Source organism: Micromonospora sp. DT68, assembly GCF_049847245.1.
GTDB lineage: Bacteria > Actinomycetota > Actinomycetes > Mycobacteriales > Micromonosporaceae > Micromonospora > Micromonospora profundi.
In genome coordinates this window covers 1-12,104 of the sequence record NZ_JBNCNZ010000001.1, presented here as the reverse complement: position 1 = coordinate 12,104, position 12,104 = coordinate 1, and the positions used below count along the sequence as shown (strand labels likewise).

16 protein-coding genes are annotated in these 12,104 nt (G+C 69.6%); 3 read left to right on the top strand and 13 right to left on the bottom strand.

Going from position 1 to position 12,104, the window contains the following annotated elements:
• Entirely contained in the window at positions 1–549 is a 549-nt protein-coding gene (locus tag ACPXB1_RS00080; protein WP_355588195.1) for an Hsp20/alpha crystallin family protein, read from the bottom strand.
• Positions 546–1,052 carry a DUF2231 domain-containing protein gene (locus ACPXB1_RS00075; RefSeq protein ID WP_377664703.1) on the bottom strand — a complete coding sequence of 169 codons (507 nt, stop codon included), beginning with the start codon at positions 1,050–1,052 and terminating at the stop codon, positions 546–548. The genes ACPXB1_RS00080 and ACPXB1_RS00075 overlap by 4 nt, the downstream gene beginning before the upstream one ends.
• 160 nt (positions 1,053–1,212) lie before the next feature.
• On the opposite strand from ACPXB1_RS00075, the gene ACPXB1_RS00070 reads away from it, so the two are divergent.
• Positions 1,213–1,830 (top strand): pyridoxamine 5'-phosphate oxidase family protein, encoded by a 618-nt coding sequence (locus tag ACPXB1_RS00070; RefSeq protein WP_425734646.1) that lies wholly within the window; start codon positions 1,213–1,215, stop codon positions 1,828–1,830.
• Between the two features lie 73 nt (positions 1,831–1,903).
• Here the strand turns inward: ACPXB1_RS00070 and ACPXB1_RS00065 are convergent, their stop codons facing one another.
• Together ACPXB1_RS00065 and ACPXB1_RS00060 are read right to left on the bottom strand one after the other, a co-directional pair.
• Positions 1,904–2,446 (bottom strand): DUF4240 domain-containing protein, encoded by a 543-nt coding sequence (locus tag ACPXB1_RS00065; protein ID WP_425734645.1) that lies wholly within the window; start codon positions 2,444–2,446, stop codon positions 1,904–1,906.
• A gap of 49 nt (positions 2,447–2,495) precedes the next feature.
• A complete protein-coding gene (locus tag ACPXB1_RS00060) occupies positions 2,496–2,894 on the bottom strand; it encodes a VOC family protein (RefSeq protein ID WP_425734644.1) in 399 nt (132 codons plus the stop codon).
• Positions 2,895–3,023: 129 nt separating this feature from the next.
• Here ACPXB1_RS00060 and ACPXB1_RS00055 point away from each other — a divergent pair, with 129 nt between their 5' ends.
• A complete protein-coding gene (locus ACPXB1_RS00055) occupies positions 3,024–3,686 on the top strand; it encodes a class I SAM-dependent methyltransferase (protein ID WP_425734643.1) in 663 nt (220 codons plus the stop codon).
• A gap of 98 nt (positions 3,687–3,784) precedes the next feature.
• Here the strand turns inward: ACPXB1_RS00055 and ACPXB1_RS00050 are convergent, their stop codons facing one another.
• The 8 genes from ACPXB1_RS00050 to ACPXB1_RS00015 form a co-directional block, all read right to left on the bottom strand.
• Positions 3,785–4,321 (bottom strand): DUF3105 domain-containing protein, encoded by a 537-nt coding sequence (locus ACPXB1_RS00050; protein ID WP_355588183.1) that lies wholly within the window; start codon positions 4,319–4,321, stop codon positions 3,785–3,787.
• A complete protein-coding gene (locus ACPXB1_RS00045) occupies positions 4,318–5,565 on the bottom strand; it encodes a hypothetical protein (protein ID WP_425734642.1) in 1,248 nt (415 codons plus the stop codon). Before ACPXB1_RS00045 ends, ACPXB1_RS00050 begins: the two co-directional genes overlap by 4 nt.
• Before the next feature lie 191 nt (positions 5,566–5,756).
• Complete coding sequence (locus ACPXB1_RS00040; protein WP_425734641.1) at positions 5,757–6,902, bottom strand: HesA/MoeB/ThiF family protein; 1,146 nt, start codon at positions 6,900–6,902, stop codon at positions 5,757–5,759.
• 38 nt (positions 6,903–6,940) lie between these two features.
• Positions 6,941–7,477 carry a S26 family signal peptidase gene (locus ACPXB1_RS00035; protein ID WP_425734640.1) on the bottom strand — a complete coding sequence of 179 codons (537 nt, stop codon included), beginning with the start codon at positions 7,475–7,477 and terminating at the stop codon, positions 6,941–6,943.
• Entirely contained in the window at positions 7,477–8,031 is a 555-nt protein-coding gene (locus ACPXB1_RS00030) for a MauE/DoxX family redox-associated membrane protein (protein WP_425734639.1), read from the bottom strand. Before ACPXB1_RS00030 ends, ACPXB1_RS00035 begins: the two co-directional genes overlap by 1 nt.
• A 3-nt stretch (positions 8,032–8,034) precedes the next feature.
• Positions 8,035–9,759, bottom strand: a complete 1,725-nt coding sequence (locus tag ACPXB1_RS00025) for an ABC transporter ATP-binding protein (RefSeq protein WP_425734638.1) — start codon at positions 9,757–9,759, stop codon at positions 8,035–8,037.
• A 145-nt stretch (positions 9,760–9,904) separates the two neighbouring features.
• Entirely contained in the window at positions 9,905–10,420 is a 516-nt protein-coding gene (locus tag ACPXB1_RS00020; protein WP_355588171.1) for a peroxiredoxin family protein, read from the bottom strand.
• Positions 10,421–10,524: 104 nt separating this feature from the next.
• Positions 10,525–10,701: a hypothetical protein gene (locus ACPXB1_RS00015; protein WP_355588170.1), complete on the bottom strand. Its 177-nt coding sequence runs from the start codon at positions 10,699–10,701 to the stop codon at positions 10,525–10,527.
• 254 nt (positions 10,702–10,955) lie between these two features.
• Here ACPXB1_RS00015 and ACPXB1_RS00010 point away from each other — a divergent pair, with 254 nt between their 5' ends.
• Positions 10,956–11,765 (top strand): hypothetical protein, encoded by an 810-nt coding sequence (locus ACPXB1_RS00010; RefSeq protein WP_425734637.1) that lies wholly within the window; start codon positions 10,956–10,958, stop codon positions 11,763–11,765.
• On the opposite strand, the gene ACPXB1_RS00005 is transcribed toward ACPXB1_RS00010, so the two are convergent.
• Entirely contained in the window at positions 11,734–12,096 is a 363-nt protein-coding gene (locus ACPXB1_RS00005; protein WP_425734761.1) for an Atu4866 domain-containing protein, read from the bottom strand. The two genes, ACPXB1_RS00010 and ACPXB1_RS00005, sit on opposite strands and share 32 nt — an antisense overlap.
• Positions 12,097–12,104: the final 8 nt, after the last annotated feature.

The following is a 12,104-nucleotide window of genomic DNA, read 5'->3' as shown; positions in this document are numbered from 1 at the left end:
CTACGGCCGGTCGATCTCGCCGACGGTGTCCGGGTGGTGCAACTCCCGGTCCGCTGCGGGATCGGCCGGCATCGGCGTACCACCGGACTGGATGGTGGAGCGCGGCCCGGTGCGGCCGACGGTGATGGTGCGCGGCGTGGCCCGTGCCGCCCGGGGCAGACGGACCCGCAGCAGCCCGTGGTCCATCACCGCGTCGATGCCGTCGGGGTCGACGCGGGACGGCAGGTCGACGCGGTACTCGAATCCGCGAGTCTCGAAACCGCCGGGGATGCCCTGGTCGGCGTTGACCTCCGCCTCGGAGCGGGCGCGCACGCACAACTCCCGGTCGTCGAGCTCGACGGCCACCTCCTCGGGTGCCACGCCGGGCAGCCGGACGACGACCTCCCAGCCGTCGGACGTCTCGGTCAGCTCGACGTCGGACGCTCCGGCCCGCCCGCCGACCAGCCGGCTCAGCTCGGAGCGCAGCGACTGCAGCTCACCCATCGGGTCCCAGCCCTGCTGCCGGCTCCGCCATCCCCTGCTGAAGCCGCCGGGCTGCTGCTCGCTCATCGCCCCTCTCCGGTCCGCCGGCTGGCCGTGGCGGGCCGCAGTGAGCTGGGCGCGTCCAGATTCGCGTCGCGGTCGACGCCCACGCCGAGCCTGTCGACCAGTTCGCCGCCGAGCCAGGCGCTGACCCCGAGGATCGCCACAGCGACCACCTCGATGGCGATCAGCGCGCCACCGGCCGCCCGGGAGTCCGCGTTGAGCCGGACCGCCCACACGGCCGCGAAGAGCAGGACCACCGCGACGTTGGCGCCGGCGTGCAGCAGACCCACCCGCTTCGCGCGGGTGCCGGTCGGGATCGCCAACAGGTCGAACGAGCCGGCCGCCGCGGCGAGCAGGCCGCCGATCAGGCCGACGGTGATGTTCCAGTACGCGACCTCGCCGAGGAAGTCCGGCCCGCCGACCGCGTCGATGACGTCGAACAGCACCGCTGTGACAAACAGCGCGACCGGGAACATGACCAGCATCGGATGGACTGGGTGACCCAGCACCTTCAGTCGGCTCTCCATCTCCCGGCCTCCACTGGTCGGCTTGCTGCGGACGGTATGTGCGGCGGGCGCGTCGGTCGAGGCCGTACCCCGGACGGTGGGGGACAAACCTCGCGCTGGTCACGCCTTAGGCTGGCGAGGGTGGCCCCGCCACCCATGTCAACGGCTGGGGGAGGAACACGTGACGGTGGACATCACGTCGCACGAGGAGTTACGCGAACTGCTCGGGGAGCCGCACCCACGGGCCGCCAACAAGGATCGTGCCCGGCTGCACGAGCGGGACCGGCAGTGGCTCGCCGCCTCGCCGTTCTGCCTGGTGGCCACCGCCGGCGCGGACGGCACCTGCGACGTCTCGCCCAAGGGTGACCCGGCCGGCTTCGCCCTGGTGCTTGACGACACGACCATCGCGCTGCCGGAACGGCCGGGCAACAAGCGCGCGGACGGCTACCGCAACATCCTGGACAACCCGCACGTCGGGCTGCTCTTCATGATCCCCGGCCGGACCGACACGTTGCGGATCAACGGTCGGGCCCGGCTGGTGCGGGACGCGGAGTGGTTCGACGACATGGTGGTCAAGGGGCATCGGCCGGTGCTCGCCGTGGTGGTGGAGATCGAGCAGATCTTCTACCACTGCGCGAAGGCGTTCCTGCGGTCGTCGCTGTGGCAGCCGGAGACCTGGCAGCCCGACGTGTTGCCGCCCCGGGCGCGCCTCATCAAGGAGGTCGAGGCGCCCGTGGAGAGCCTGGAAGAGCTGGAACGACACTACGGCCCGGAGTACACCAAGACGATCTACTCCTGACGCGGGCGCCCGGGGTGGCACCCGCGCTGCCCCGGCAGCCCTCCGCGCGTTGCCGCCGACTGCCGTCGTGCCGTCAGGTCGACCAGCCGGCGGGGTTGCCGAACGACTCCCGAGAGATGCCGGAGCCGGTCTGCGGCCAACCGCCGAACCGGTCGTTGTGCAGGTGGGCGAAGAAATAGCACATGTCCTCGCAGTCGGCGTCTTCCAGAGCGAGAGCAGGGTTGGCGCGGACGGCCTCGTAGTAGGCCCGGCCGAGGGCGACGATGAAGCCCCGGCAGTAGAGGAAGCCGTCGTCCGAGCCGCCGGTCACCTCGTGGATGTCCTCCCGGTCGATGTCGTACAGCTTGCGCTCCACCACCCGGTCGAGGTCGGTCAACTCCCGCGCGGACAACTCGCCGCTGAGGGCACCGAGGCGGACGAGGAACGGGGCCAGCCAGTCGTCGAGGGCGTAGATCCGCACGTCATCGTCGCTGTCGGGATCACGCTCGGCGATGGCTCGGCGCAGCGCCAGCGCCTCCGCGTCGAGTCCGGCCCACGCCGACTCGATGAGCGCCCACAATCGGGCCTCGTCGGCTGCGGTGGGCAATATGCCGGTGGCATCCGTGGTCACGATCACGACCGGACCGTATCCGGCACCACCGACAGTCCCGCCCGGGTCTGACCGGCTACCCGGCGGACACCATCCACAGGTGACCGTCCGGGTCGGCGAAGGTCCCCGCGTACCCCCAGGGTTGCGCTGCCGGCTCGGTGACCACCTCGGCACCGGCGGCGCGCGCCCGCTCGACGATCGCGTCCGCGTCAGCGGGAGAGGCGACGCCGAGACTGAGCACGCACTCACTCTGACCCCGCGCGGCGACCGCGTGCGGGCCGATCACCCAGCCGAAGCCGCCGGTCGGGACGAGCATCAGCCGCAACCCGTCGTTGACCACGAACTGCAACGGCTCCGGAAAGCCGTCGTCGGCCAACTCCCCCACCGCGTCCAGGCCGAGGCCTTCGGAGTAGAAGCGGTGGGCGGTCGCCCGGTCGGCGACGGGCAGGCTGACGGTCACGGGGGCGTACGTCATGGAATCAGCTCCAAGGTGTCCGGCGGATGGTGCCTCCAGGATGGACCCCGCCAGACAAGCGAACTCATCGGCACCGCCCTGGGTCGGACCTGACGCCGCGCCAGTGGCCGTCGGTCTAGCGTGGCCACCATGAACGAGGACGGCTGGCTGGCGGACACCCGCACCTCCTACGACACCGTCGCCGACAGTTACGCGCACCTGCTGCGCGGCCTCCTGGCCGAAGCGCCCTACGAACGGGCAGCCTTCGCCCTGTTCGCCGACCTCGTCAGGGCCGCCGGTGGCGGGCCGGTCGCCGATGTCGGCTGCGGGTCAGGGCGCATCACCGCCCACCTGCACGAGCTGGGCATGGACGCCTTCGGCATCGACCTCTCACCCGGGATGATCGACGTGGCCCGGCGAGACCACCCCGGCCTGCGGTTCGAGGTGGGCTCCATGACCGACCTCCCGCTGGCCGAGGGCTCGGTCGCCGGCCTGCTGGCCTGGTACTCGCTGATCCACATCCCCGACGACCAGATCGGCGCGGTCCTGGCGCACTTCCGGCGGGTGCTGCGTCCCGGCTGCCCGCTGCTGCTCGGCTTCCACGTGGGCGACGAGACCACCCTCAAGACGCAGGGGTACGGCGGCCACCCGATGAACGTTTACGTGCACCGCCGCCAGCCGGCCCAGGTGGCGGCCTGGCTGCACGACGCCGGCTTCACGGTCGAGGCGCAGACGACAGTCGTCTCGCCGGAAAGCCGGCTCGGTGGCATCGTGTTCGCGCGCCGCCAACCCGGACGGCCACCTCAACCCTGAGGGCGTCGGGGTCCATGGCGCCCAGCCCGGGAGGTTGCACCCGCAGCGCGCCCATATCGACCCTGGCCGCTGCAGCGCCGGAGGAAGGGCTACCCGCGCTACCTCTGTTCTCGCCGGACGGACTCGCCGACAAAGTCCGCTGCCGCCGCCGCGTCGTACTTCGGCTGCCGTTGCAGGCAACCCCAGGCGGTCAGGACCACACCGCTCTGGACGGCCGGATGCGGCGCGAGCAGCAGGCTCCTCGGGTTGGCGTGGACGAGCCGGCGCATGTCCGCGACGACCTCGGCCGGGGTGTCCGCCGCGTACAGCAGGGCGACGTGACCCTGCTCCAGCGCGTGCAGTGTCAGCCCGTCCGGGATGGGCCTGTCGTAAGCGCCCGGCGCCAGGCTGAACGGGAAGTGCGGGCCGGAGGTCGGAGGTTGCGACGAGTACCGCACCGAAACGGCTTCCGCCTGCGATATGTGCGGGCTCTCCAGCACAGGTACGGTCTCGCCGGCCGGGCACGGTCGCGGGTCGGCCGCCGACCGGGCTCCCGATCCGGGCGACGTCCCGCCCGTGAACAGGGTGGCCGTCAGCGCCCCGGTCGCGAACATCACCGCCGTCCGCCACCACCAGCGGTGCGGGTGCAGACTCACAGCAGCGCTCCCATCCGTCGAAGCCGGCGCTCGCGCAAGGCGATCACGACCGGCGCGATCAGGCCGAAGACCAGGTAGACAAGCACTACCGACGACTCCCAGAACGCGACCGAGGCGGGCGAGAACGCGCTGAGGTTCGCCATCACCCAGGCACCCATCGCTATCGCGAACGGCACGGCGAAGGTCACCACCATCCACCACATCACCACGATTCCGGCCAGGTACACGAGGCCGAACCAACGCGCGACGGCCCGATCGCGCGGTCCGATCGCGTCCAGCTCGACCCGCTCGTCGTCGGTCAGGCGCCAGAGCCGCCACTTGGTGGTCAGCACAGTGGCGCGGTACAGGTTGTGGCACTTCAGCGCGTTGGCCAGGACGGCGTACCCGTCACTGCGCAGGAACACCCCCGCCCACTGCCAAACGACGCTGAAGATCAGATAGAGGACGACCACCCGCAGCAGCCGGTCCAGTGCGGCGGGCATTGTGGCCACGCCGACGACGTGGGCGTACCGCAGGGTCAGCGCGAGCGCCAGCGCCGTCACGTCGAACGCCATGCCCGCGAGGAAGGGTCCGTAACGCGCCCGCCGGCTGACGGTGAGGAGCTGACTGAGGTCGGTCTCGAAGACGAGGTAGATGCCGCGTCGGCTGATACGGAAGGTCGCAGGTATGCCCACCGCGCGACCGGCGAGCCAATGCCAGATCTCGTGCAGGGCGGCCAGTGCGAACCCGATCGGCAGGTAGAGGAGCACCGCCAGCACGGGGTCAGCGAGCCACCAGACGTGCTCGTAGGAGGGGCGCAGCGCCGGCTCGATCACCAGCATGGTCACGGAAGCGGCGGCGGCTCCCGCGTACAGCAGCCAGGCAGGCCACCCGAAGAACACCCGGGCCACCCGAGGGCTGACGCCCTCGATCCAGCGGACCGTGCCCCGGGGCCGGCCGGTCGAGGCGGACGCCTCCGTGTCGCCGTCGTCGCTGACATCGTCGAGGAGGCCCGCGGCGGCGAGGCCGTCGAGGAACTCGCCGCCGTCCACCACAGTGCCGGCCGCCGTGCTGGCCCGGTCGGTTGCCGCCGCGATCGAGCCACCCGCCTGCAACGCGCGGACGAACACCGCTCCCGGCTCGGGCACCGCGACGTACACGCCGAGGTCGTGCCGGCCGAGGATGAAATCGTCGCCCTCCTGAGCGACCACGAGCAGCCGTACGGCTGCCGGCACGCCGACCGCCAACACCGGCGATCCGTCCATCGCGATCTCCTCGCCTCGCAGCAGAAGGCCCGGGTCGCAGTGGCTTCCCGGGCCGTCCTCATCCTGTTGCAGAACAGCGGATCTGGATCAGCTGTCGGTCGGGCCGGGGAAAACCACTGTGACCCGAACACTCTCGATACGTCGAATCTCGATCTTCATTTCGCCTCCTCTCCACCGTCGTTCGGGCGCGGTCAGCTCCTCACGTACGCCTTCGTGCGTGGGGAACTGTTGGTTTGTGGGCTCGCGCACTCACAGTCGTCCTGGCGCTGCCAGGCAGTCGTTCGCATCGCACAACCGGCCGCAAAGTCGATCTCCAGCGGGTTTCCGGCGTACGCGGGTGGCTCGAACCTGGTGAGGTAACGGAGCACCTCGAACGCGGACAGCGAACCGAGCAGCCCGGCCACCGGGCCGATCCCGCGATTGCTCCGCGGTTTGGTGCGGAAGAGGTCGACGGCGGTGAAGGCGACAGCGGCGTCACCGCTGGCCGCGTCGCGGCTCCGGTCCGCCATCGTCCGCGCGCAGGCACGGCATGCGCTGTTGCCGGGGTCGACCGACCAGACGATGCCCTGGGTGACCCAGATCCCGGCTCGCACGTACGGCGTGCCCCGCAGGACGCAGGCGGTGTTCACCCAGTCGTCGATCCCGTCCGGGGTGTCCACACCGGACAGGACGACGTCCGGGTTCGTCTCGTCGATCAGCCGGAGCAGGTCCGCCACTCCGTCGATGCTCACCTCGACCGAGCGCACGTCGATAGTGGGATCGAACGCCCGCACCCAGGCGGCAGCCCGCTCCACCTTGCTCTTCCCGACGTCGTCCCACCGGTACAGGTACTGCCGGGCGAAGTTGCGCGGCTCGACCACGTCCCGGTCGGTGACGGTGAGGCGACCGACGCCCAGGCCGCACAGGTGCGGGATGGTGTTCGAGTTGAGGCCGCCAGTGCCCAGCACCAGCACATGGGAGCGGGCCAGCCGCTCCTGGAAGTCCTCCCTGCTCCGAGCCAGGGTGGCGAACGACTCGAAGAACGCGAGGTTCGAGTAGTACCGGCCGCTGGCGCTGTCCCCCAGCCGCCCCAGCCGCGCCCCGTTCTCGAGCAGGCCGTACCCGTCGAACGTCTCGATCGCCGCCAGCACGTCGTCGACCGGCACGTCGCGCCCACAGCGGCCGGACAGGTCACGGGCCAACATCTCGGGAGTACGCCCGCCCTCCCGTAGCAGGTCGAGCAGTGCCTCCACACTGCCATCGTGATCGGTGACGATGAACGAGTCGCGGAAGTCGTAGACGATCTGGACGTCCGCTCCGGAGCGTTCCCACACGACGCCCTTCAACTGCGGCAACATGCGCTGGCCCTCTCCTGTTGCACTCGACTCGCCGGCCACTACGCCATCCCGCCGTGGCGGTACGTCCTCTGCCACGGGCCTTCGCCCGGGCTGGTCTCGACCAGCCGGTGGCGCCCCCGCTCGGGCAGGTGTTTGTTCACAGCGACCCCCCGTACGTCGGCTCGACGCACGTATCCGAAGTGACGCGAGTCGTGGCTGGAGCGGCGGTTGTCGCCGTACACCACGAGGCAGCCGGCGGGCACCGTCTGGTCGTTCCACCCCAACTCCGGTGGGACCGGCTCGCCGGGTACCGCGACGACCCTCTTGATCAGCCACGTCGTGGCCAGGTCGGTGGCAGCACCGCCTGCGTTCGCCGACGCCTCCTCGTGCCTTTTCGGATGCGCGAAGACGACGATCATGTCCGCGCGGATCGCGCGCAGCGGCATCTTCCGAACCAGGATCGCGTCTCCGTCGTTCAAGCTCGGATGCATGCTGCCGCCGGTGACGGTGATCATCACGAGCTGACGGCGTGCGATCCACACCGCTGCGCCGCTCAGCAGCGCCAGCGCGCTGATCAGCCCCGCTACCGCTGCCATCAGAACCGCCCCCGGCCGGGGGTCGCGTCCACTCGCCGCAGGTCCACGAGGTCGTCCATGAAGACGAGAAGTGCCACAGCCACCAGCGCCAGCAGCGTCACGGGCAGCAGGTCGACCCACGCCGGCGTCCGATCCGGCCCGGCGGCGGCCGCCAGGACTCCGGCGGCACAGACCGCCATCAGGAAGCCGTTGCGGTACAGGTGCCGTATTCCGAAACGGCCGGAGCGGAAACCGAAGCAATGGCAACGGGCACCGACCCCGGACCGTACGGTGCGGAGGATCGCCGCGCTGAACACCGCGAGCAGAGCCGACCCGACGACGAACCCGACAACTGCGGTGAAGCCACTGACCAAGAGGCCGACCACTGCAATTTCGACAACGCACACAGACGCTGCTGCGGCCCGGGTCAGAACCGCCGGAACCACACGCATTGCGGCGAGCTCAGACCGGAAGTCGGCGAACCGCGCCGGAGAACCGACCTTGCCGGCCGAAGAGATCAGGAATACCAGGCCGATAGTGAGGCGACAGCCGAATTCCAGGTAAACAAGTTCCATTCTTCAGCCCACCACCGCATCGGTTTCCTGATAACCCCTGGCCTGGAGTTCGAACATTCCCGCGTAGATTCCGGATCGGGCCATCAGGTCGGCGTGCGTGCCGGCCTCGGCAATCTGACCCTCATCGAGTACGGCGACGACATCCGCCGCCTTGGCCGTCGACAACCGGTGCGAGATCACCACCGTCGCCACCCCCTGCCACACGCCTCGTACGCGTTCCTGGATGTCCGCCTCGCTGACCGCGTCGAGGCCGGTGCTCGGCTCGTCGAGGATCAACAAGTGCCGCCGTCCGCGCAGGAAAGCCCTGGCCAGCGCCAGCCGTTGCCACTGGCCACCGGAGAGGATCACGCCGGTGGCGGCGTCGTCCGCCTCCGCCGCGCTCTTGAAGAGCCGGGTCAGCAGCGTGTCGTAGCCGCGGGGAAGGGCGCTGATCGCGTCGTCCATCCCGGACAGTCGCGCGGCGCCTCGAATGGCGGACAGGTCGTCCATCTGGTCGATGTCGCCGAGGCCGATGTTCTCCCGCGCGGTGAGGTCGTAGTGCATGGCGTCCTGGAACACGGCGCTTATCGCGCCGCGCAGTGCGGCCAGGTCCAGTTCCCGCAGGTCGACCCCGTCCCACAGGATCTGCCCCCGGCTCGGGTCGTAGAACCGGCACAGCAGCTTCACGAGGGTGCTCTTTCCAGTGCCGTTCCTGCCGACCAGAGCCACCGAAGCGCCCGCTGGGATCCACAGGTTGACCCCGCGCAGGATCCACGGATGAGACGGTGAGTAGCGGAACCAGACGTCCCGCAGCTCGATCCCCTCACGGAGCGTCGTGACCGAACGAGGTTGCACCGCGTGCGGCAGGTCCGGCTCGGCGGTGACGACCGACTGGAAGTGCTCGAAGGTCAGCAGGTCCTCGTACGTCCGCGCGAGGCTTCCGGAGAGCGCTATGACGGCGGCCTGGGCCGCGCCCACCGCCGCGATGTACAACGCCACGTCACCGATGGTGGCGACGCCGTTGATGGCGGACATCACGATCCACGCGAACCCCCCGCCGGTGCCGACGGCGCCGAGCACGCCGAGGCCGGTCAGCGTCAGCAACTCCCGGCGGTCCTGGGTGCCGTGGAGCGCGTTGATCTGTAGACGCTCGCGACGTACGCGGCTCTTCAGATAGTCACCGATCCCGTAGAGCCGCACCTCCTTCGCGGCGCCGATACTCGTGATCAGGCCGGCGAAGAAGATCTCCCGCCGCTCCAGCGGACCCAGGTCCCACAGCAGGGCCGCCCGGCGACGGGCCAGCATGAATTCCGCAGCCGCGGCCGGCGCTGCCGACAGGGCCAGGAACGCCGCCGTCACCGGACTGATGACGCCCACCGAGTAGAGCAACGCGGTGGTCGTCAGGACACCGCCGGCGATCGCGAGGATCCCGGACACCGCCCTGCTCGCCGTCTGGCCGGCCGTGGCCTGCGCGTACCGCAGCCGGTCCTGGAGTTCCGGACTCTCGAACCGGGCCAGGCCGGAGAAGCGGTTGACGGCCTGGTGGAGAACGTCCTGCGCGTACAGGCTGGACCGGTAGCCGCCCAGCTTGTCGAGGAAGGACTGAAGATGGGAGGCGACTCCCATCATCAGGCCAGCGACGACGAGACCGGCTGTCGCCCCCGCCGCGAGACCCGCGTCCCGACCTCCCACGCCGTCGACAACCGCCTTCGTCAGCCAGGCGATCGTCACCGGAAGAACGGCCTGCAAGAGGGCAGTAGCGGACTGTGCACCGAGGAGCGCGGGCCCGGCCCTCCACGCCAGGGACAGGACCGGGCCGATGCGCCGCAGGTTGGGCGAAATCCAGCTGCCCGACGTCGCTTCCATCACCGTCGCTCGACTTCCGTGTCGCAGATCAGTTCCCGGCCACGGCCGGAACAGGAAGGTCGATCTCCGCCAGTTTCGTACTGCTCTGTCGGATCGTCCCGGTCTCGTCGACCACGTAGAAGGCCGGGTACACCGAGCTGTCGAACGCCTTGATGACGTCTCGGGTGGCCGTCGGAACCACTGTGTCCACGAGTGCGGCGAGCTGGTCGCGCAACGCGTCCGCCTCCTCGCCGGAGCCGTTGACCACGCCGATGACCCGGTGTCCGGCGTACCGGCCCTGGCCGACCTCACTGATGAATTCCGGAAGGGCGATCTTGCAGCCCGCGCACCCTGGCATGAAGAACGCCACAAGCGTGGAGCCGGCCAGGGTGTCCCGGGCGAACGTTCCGCCGCCGAGGGTTGCCACAGCGATGTCGTCGATGCGGTGTTCCGGCTGCGTCAGGCCCTCCTTACTCCCGGAGCCCGACAGAATTTCGGTGTGCTCCCGCAGGCGCCGGATGATGCCCATCCCGAGAACAAGGTTGAAGAGGGAGATGACACTCAATATCAAGACCGTGATTAGTAACGTAGTCAGCATTATTGCTTCCGATCAGGATGAGCGCTGGGCACAAGCCGGTGGTGGGCGCACGGCCCACCACCGGCCGGTGATTACTTCGGGCCTCCGATGCACGTGAAGTCCCGGCAGTCGCCGCCGCAGACGCAGTACCCGTTCTTGTACGCCCACCGCGAGTAGGCCTCACACTTGCAGTCCCAGGCGGCAGCCGAGGCGGACGGCACGAAGCGCGACAGCGCCCGGTATCCGATGTTCTCGATCATTCGAATCATGTTCACCTCCCCGATTGGTTGTGAAAAAGCGGCGCAACGGATCCCGATTGGGGACCGCAGCCGCTTTCTGCCAACCCAGACTGGCAGCGCGGTCTTGCCAAGGTTTTTCCATCCGTATGCCAGAGGGCTTCCGCCACCGGCAGCTCACTCGCGCCCGCGCTCGTCGCAGGGGCCACGCGAGGTGGTGCGATGTGACTACTGTTCGCCCCACGACGACTGGTACTGCGTGCCGCACCTTCGCAGGAGGTTGACCGGTGGGTGCTCGACTACGGCGAATCGCGTTGCTACTGCTCGGCGCGGTGCTGCTGGGAACCGTCGGTCTCAGCGCCGGCTCGTGGTACGGGGGACGCGGCGCCACGCCCCTCAGCGACGACCAGGCGCAGACCATCGCGGCCGAACTGCTCCCGGAAGCCGAGCCCCCCGCCTCGATGTTCGCGCGCGGCTACCGGTACGGCGTCATCCTGGCGACCGACGATTTCGGATCCACTTACTCAGAGTTCCAGTACGGCGACCGTCCCGACTGCCAGCTCTCCGACCAGCTGCTACGCAACGCGGCGACCCGGGAGTGGCAGGGCAGCCGCCGGATACCCGACGCACCGTGTGACGGCTGGCGAGCCGAGCGGGAGGGCCTGACGGCCACGCTCACCCACCACGAGTACGGATCGAAGCTGACCATCGCACCGTCCGCACCGGACAGATACCTCGCCGCCACAGTCGCTGGCACCCTCCTCGGCGCCGCCGCAGGCGCGGCACTGTTCTGGCTGGTGATGCGGCGACGTTCACCCGTACCCGTGCTTGTCGGCACGCTCGTGACCGTCGGCCTGCTCCCGGGTCTCACCCTCACCTGGGCGGACCTCGCGGACGGGCTCGCCGAGCCGGTGTGGCCGATCTGGCAGTCGCTCGCTCCTCTGCTGGTGCCGCTCTGCCTCGTGCTCCTGCTGGTGGGCGCTGTTGTGCTCGCAAAGCGACGGAACGAGACGTCGACCCCGGACGAGGTGGGGACCGGCATCACCTGCCGTCGCCGCCCCGGGCTCAGAAGGAAGACCTTGCGGGCCCACCTGTGACAACGGCTTGCCGATGGGCCGCGCTGCCCTCGCGGTAGAACACGTAGCCGCCGTGGTGCAGGACGTCACCTTCGAAGCGGCCATCGGCGGTGGAGCCGGTGTCATCCCAATAGTCGATGTGGTCGCCGGTCACCTCGTACCGGCCGGTGTAGGCGCTGTCCCGCTGGCCACGTGCCTCGTCGTAGCGGCCGTTGGCCAACAACTCCTGCCGGATGTGGTTGTCGGCGGTCACCCACATCCCGACGTACCTGTGGGTGGCGGTCAGGGCCCCGGCAAAGTCGTCAGGTGATGCCGAGCAGTGCCAGTGGGCGGGTGCTGTCGCGGGCGTGATGTCGGTTG

What these genes read in the sequence shown, in the direction of transcription:
- ACPXB1_RS00080 (WP_355588195.1), bottom strand. Translation starts at nt 549, where the DNA reads ATGAGCGAGCAGCAGCCCGGCGGCTTCAGCAGGGGATGGCGGAGCCGG.
- ACPXB1_RS00075 (WP_377664703.1), bottom strand. Translation starts at nt 1,052, where the DNA reads ATGGAGAGCCGACTGAAGGTGCTGGGTCACCCAGTCCATCCGATGCTG.
- ACPXB1_RS00060 (WP_425734644.1), bottom strand. Translation starts at nt 2,894, where the DNA reads ATGACGTACGCCCCCGTGACCGTCAGCCTGCCCGTCGCCGACCGGGCG.
- ACPXB1_RS00055 (WP_425734643.1), top strand. Translation starts at nt 3,024, where the DNA reads ATGAACGAGGACGGCTGGCTGGCGGACACCCGCACCTCCTACGACACC.
- ACPXB1_RS00045 (WP_425734642.1), bottom strand. Translation starts at nt 5,565, where the DNA reads ATGGACGGATCGCCGGTGTTGGCGGTCGGCGTGCCGGCAGCCGTACGG.
- ACPXB1_RS00040 (WP_425734641.1), bottom strand. Translation starts at nt 6,902, where the DNA reads ATGTTGCCGCAGTTGAAGGGCGTCGTGTGGGAACGCTCCGGAGCGGAC.
- ACPXB1_RS00035 (WP_425734640.1), bottom strand. Translation starts at nt 7,477, where the DNA reads ATGGCAGCGGTAGCGGGGCTGATCAGCGCGCTGGCGCTGCTGAGCGGC.
- ACPXB1_RS00030 (WP_425734639.1), bottom strand. Translation starts at nt 8,031, where the DNA reads ATGGAACTTGTTTACCTGGAATTCGGCTGTCGCCTCACTATCGGCCTG.
- ACPXB1_RS00015 (WP_355588170.1), bottom strand. Translation starts at nt 10,701, where the DNA reads ATGATTCGAATGATCGAGAACATCGGATACCGGGCGCTGTCGCGCTTC.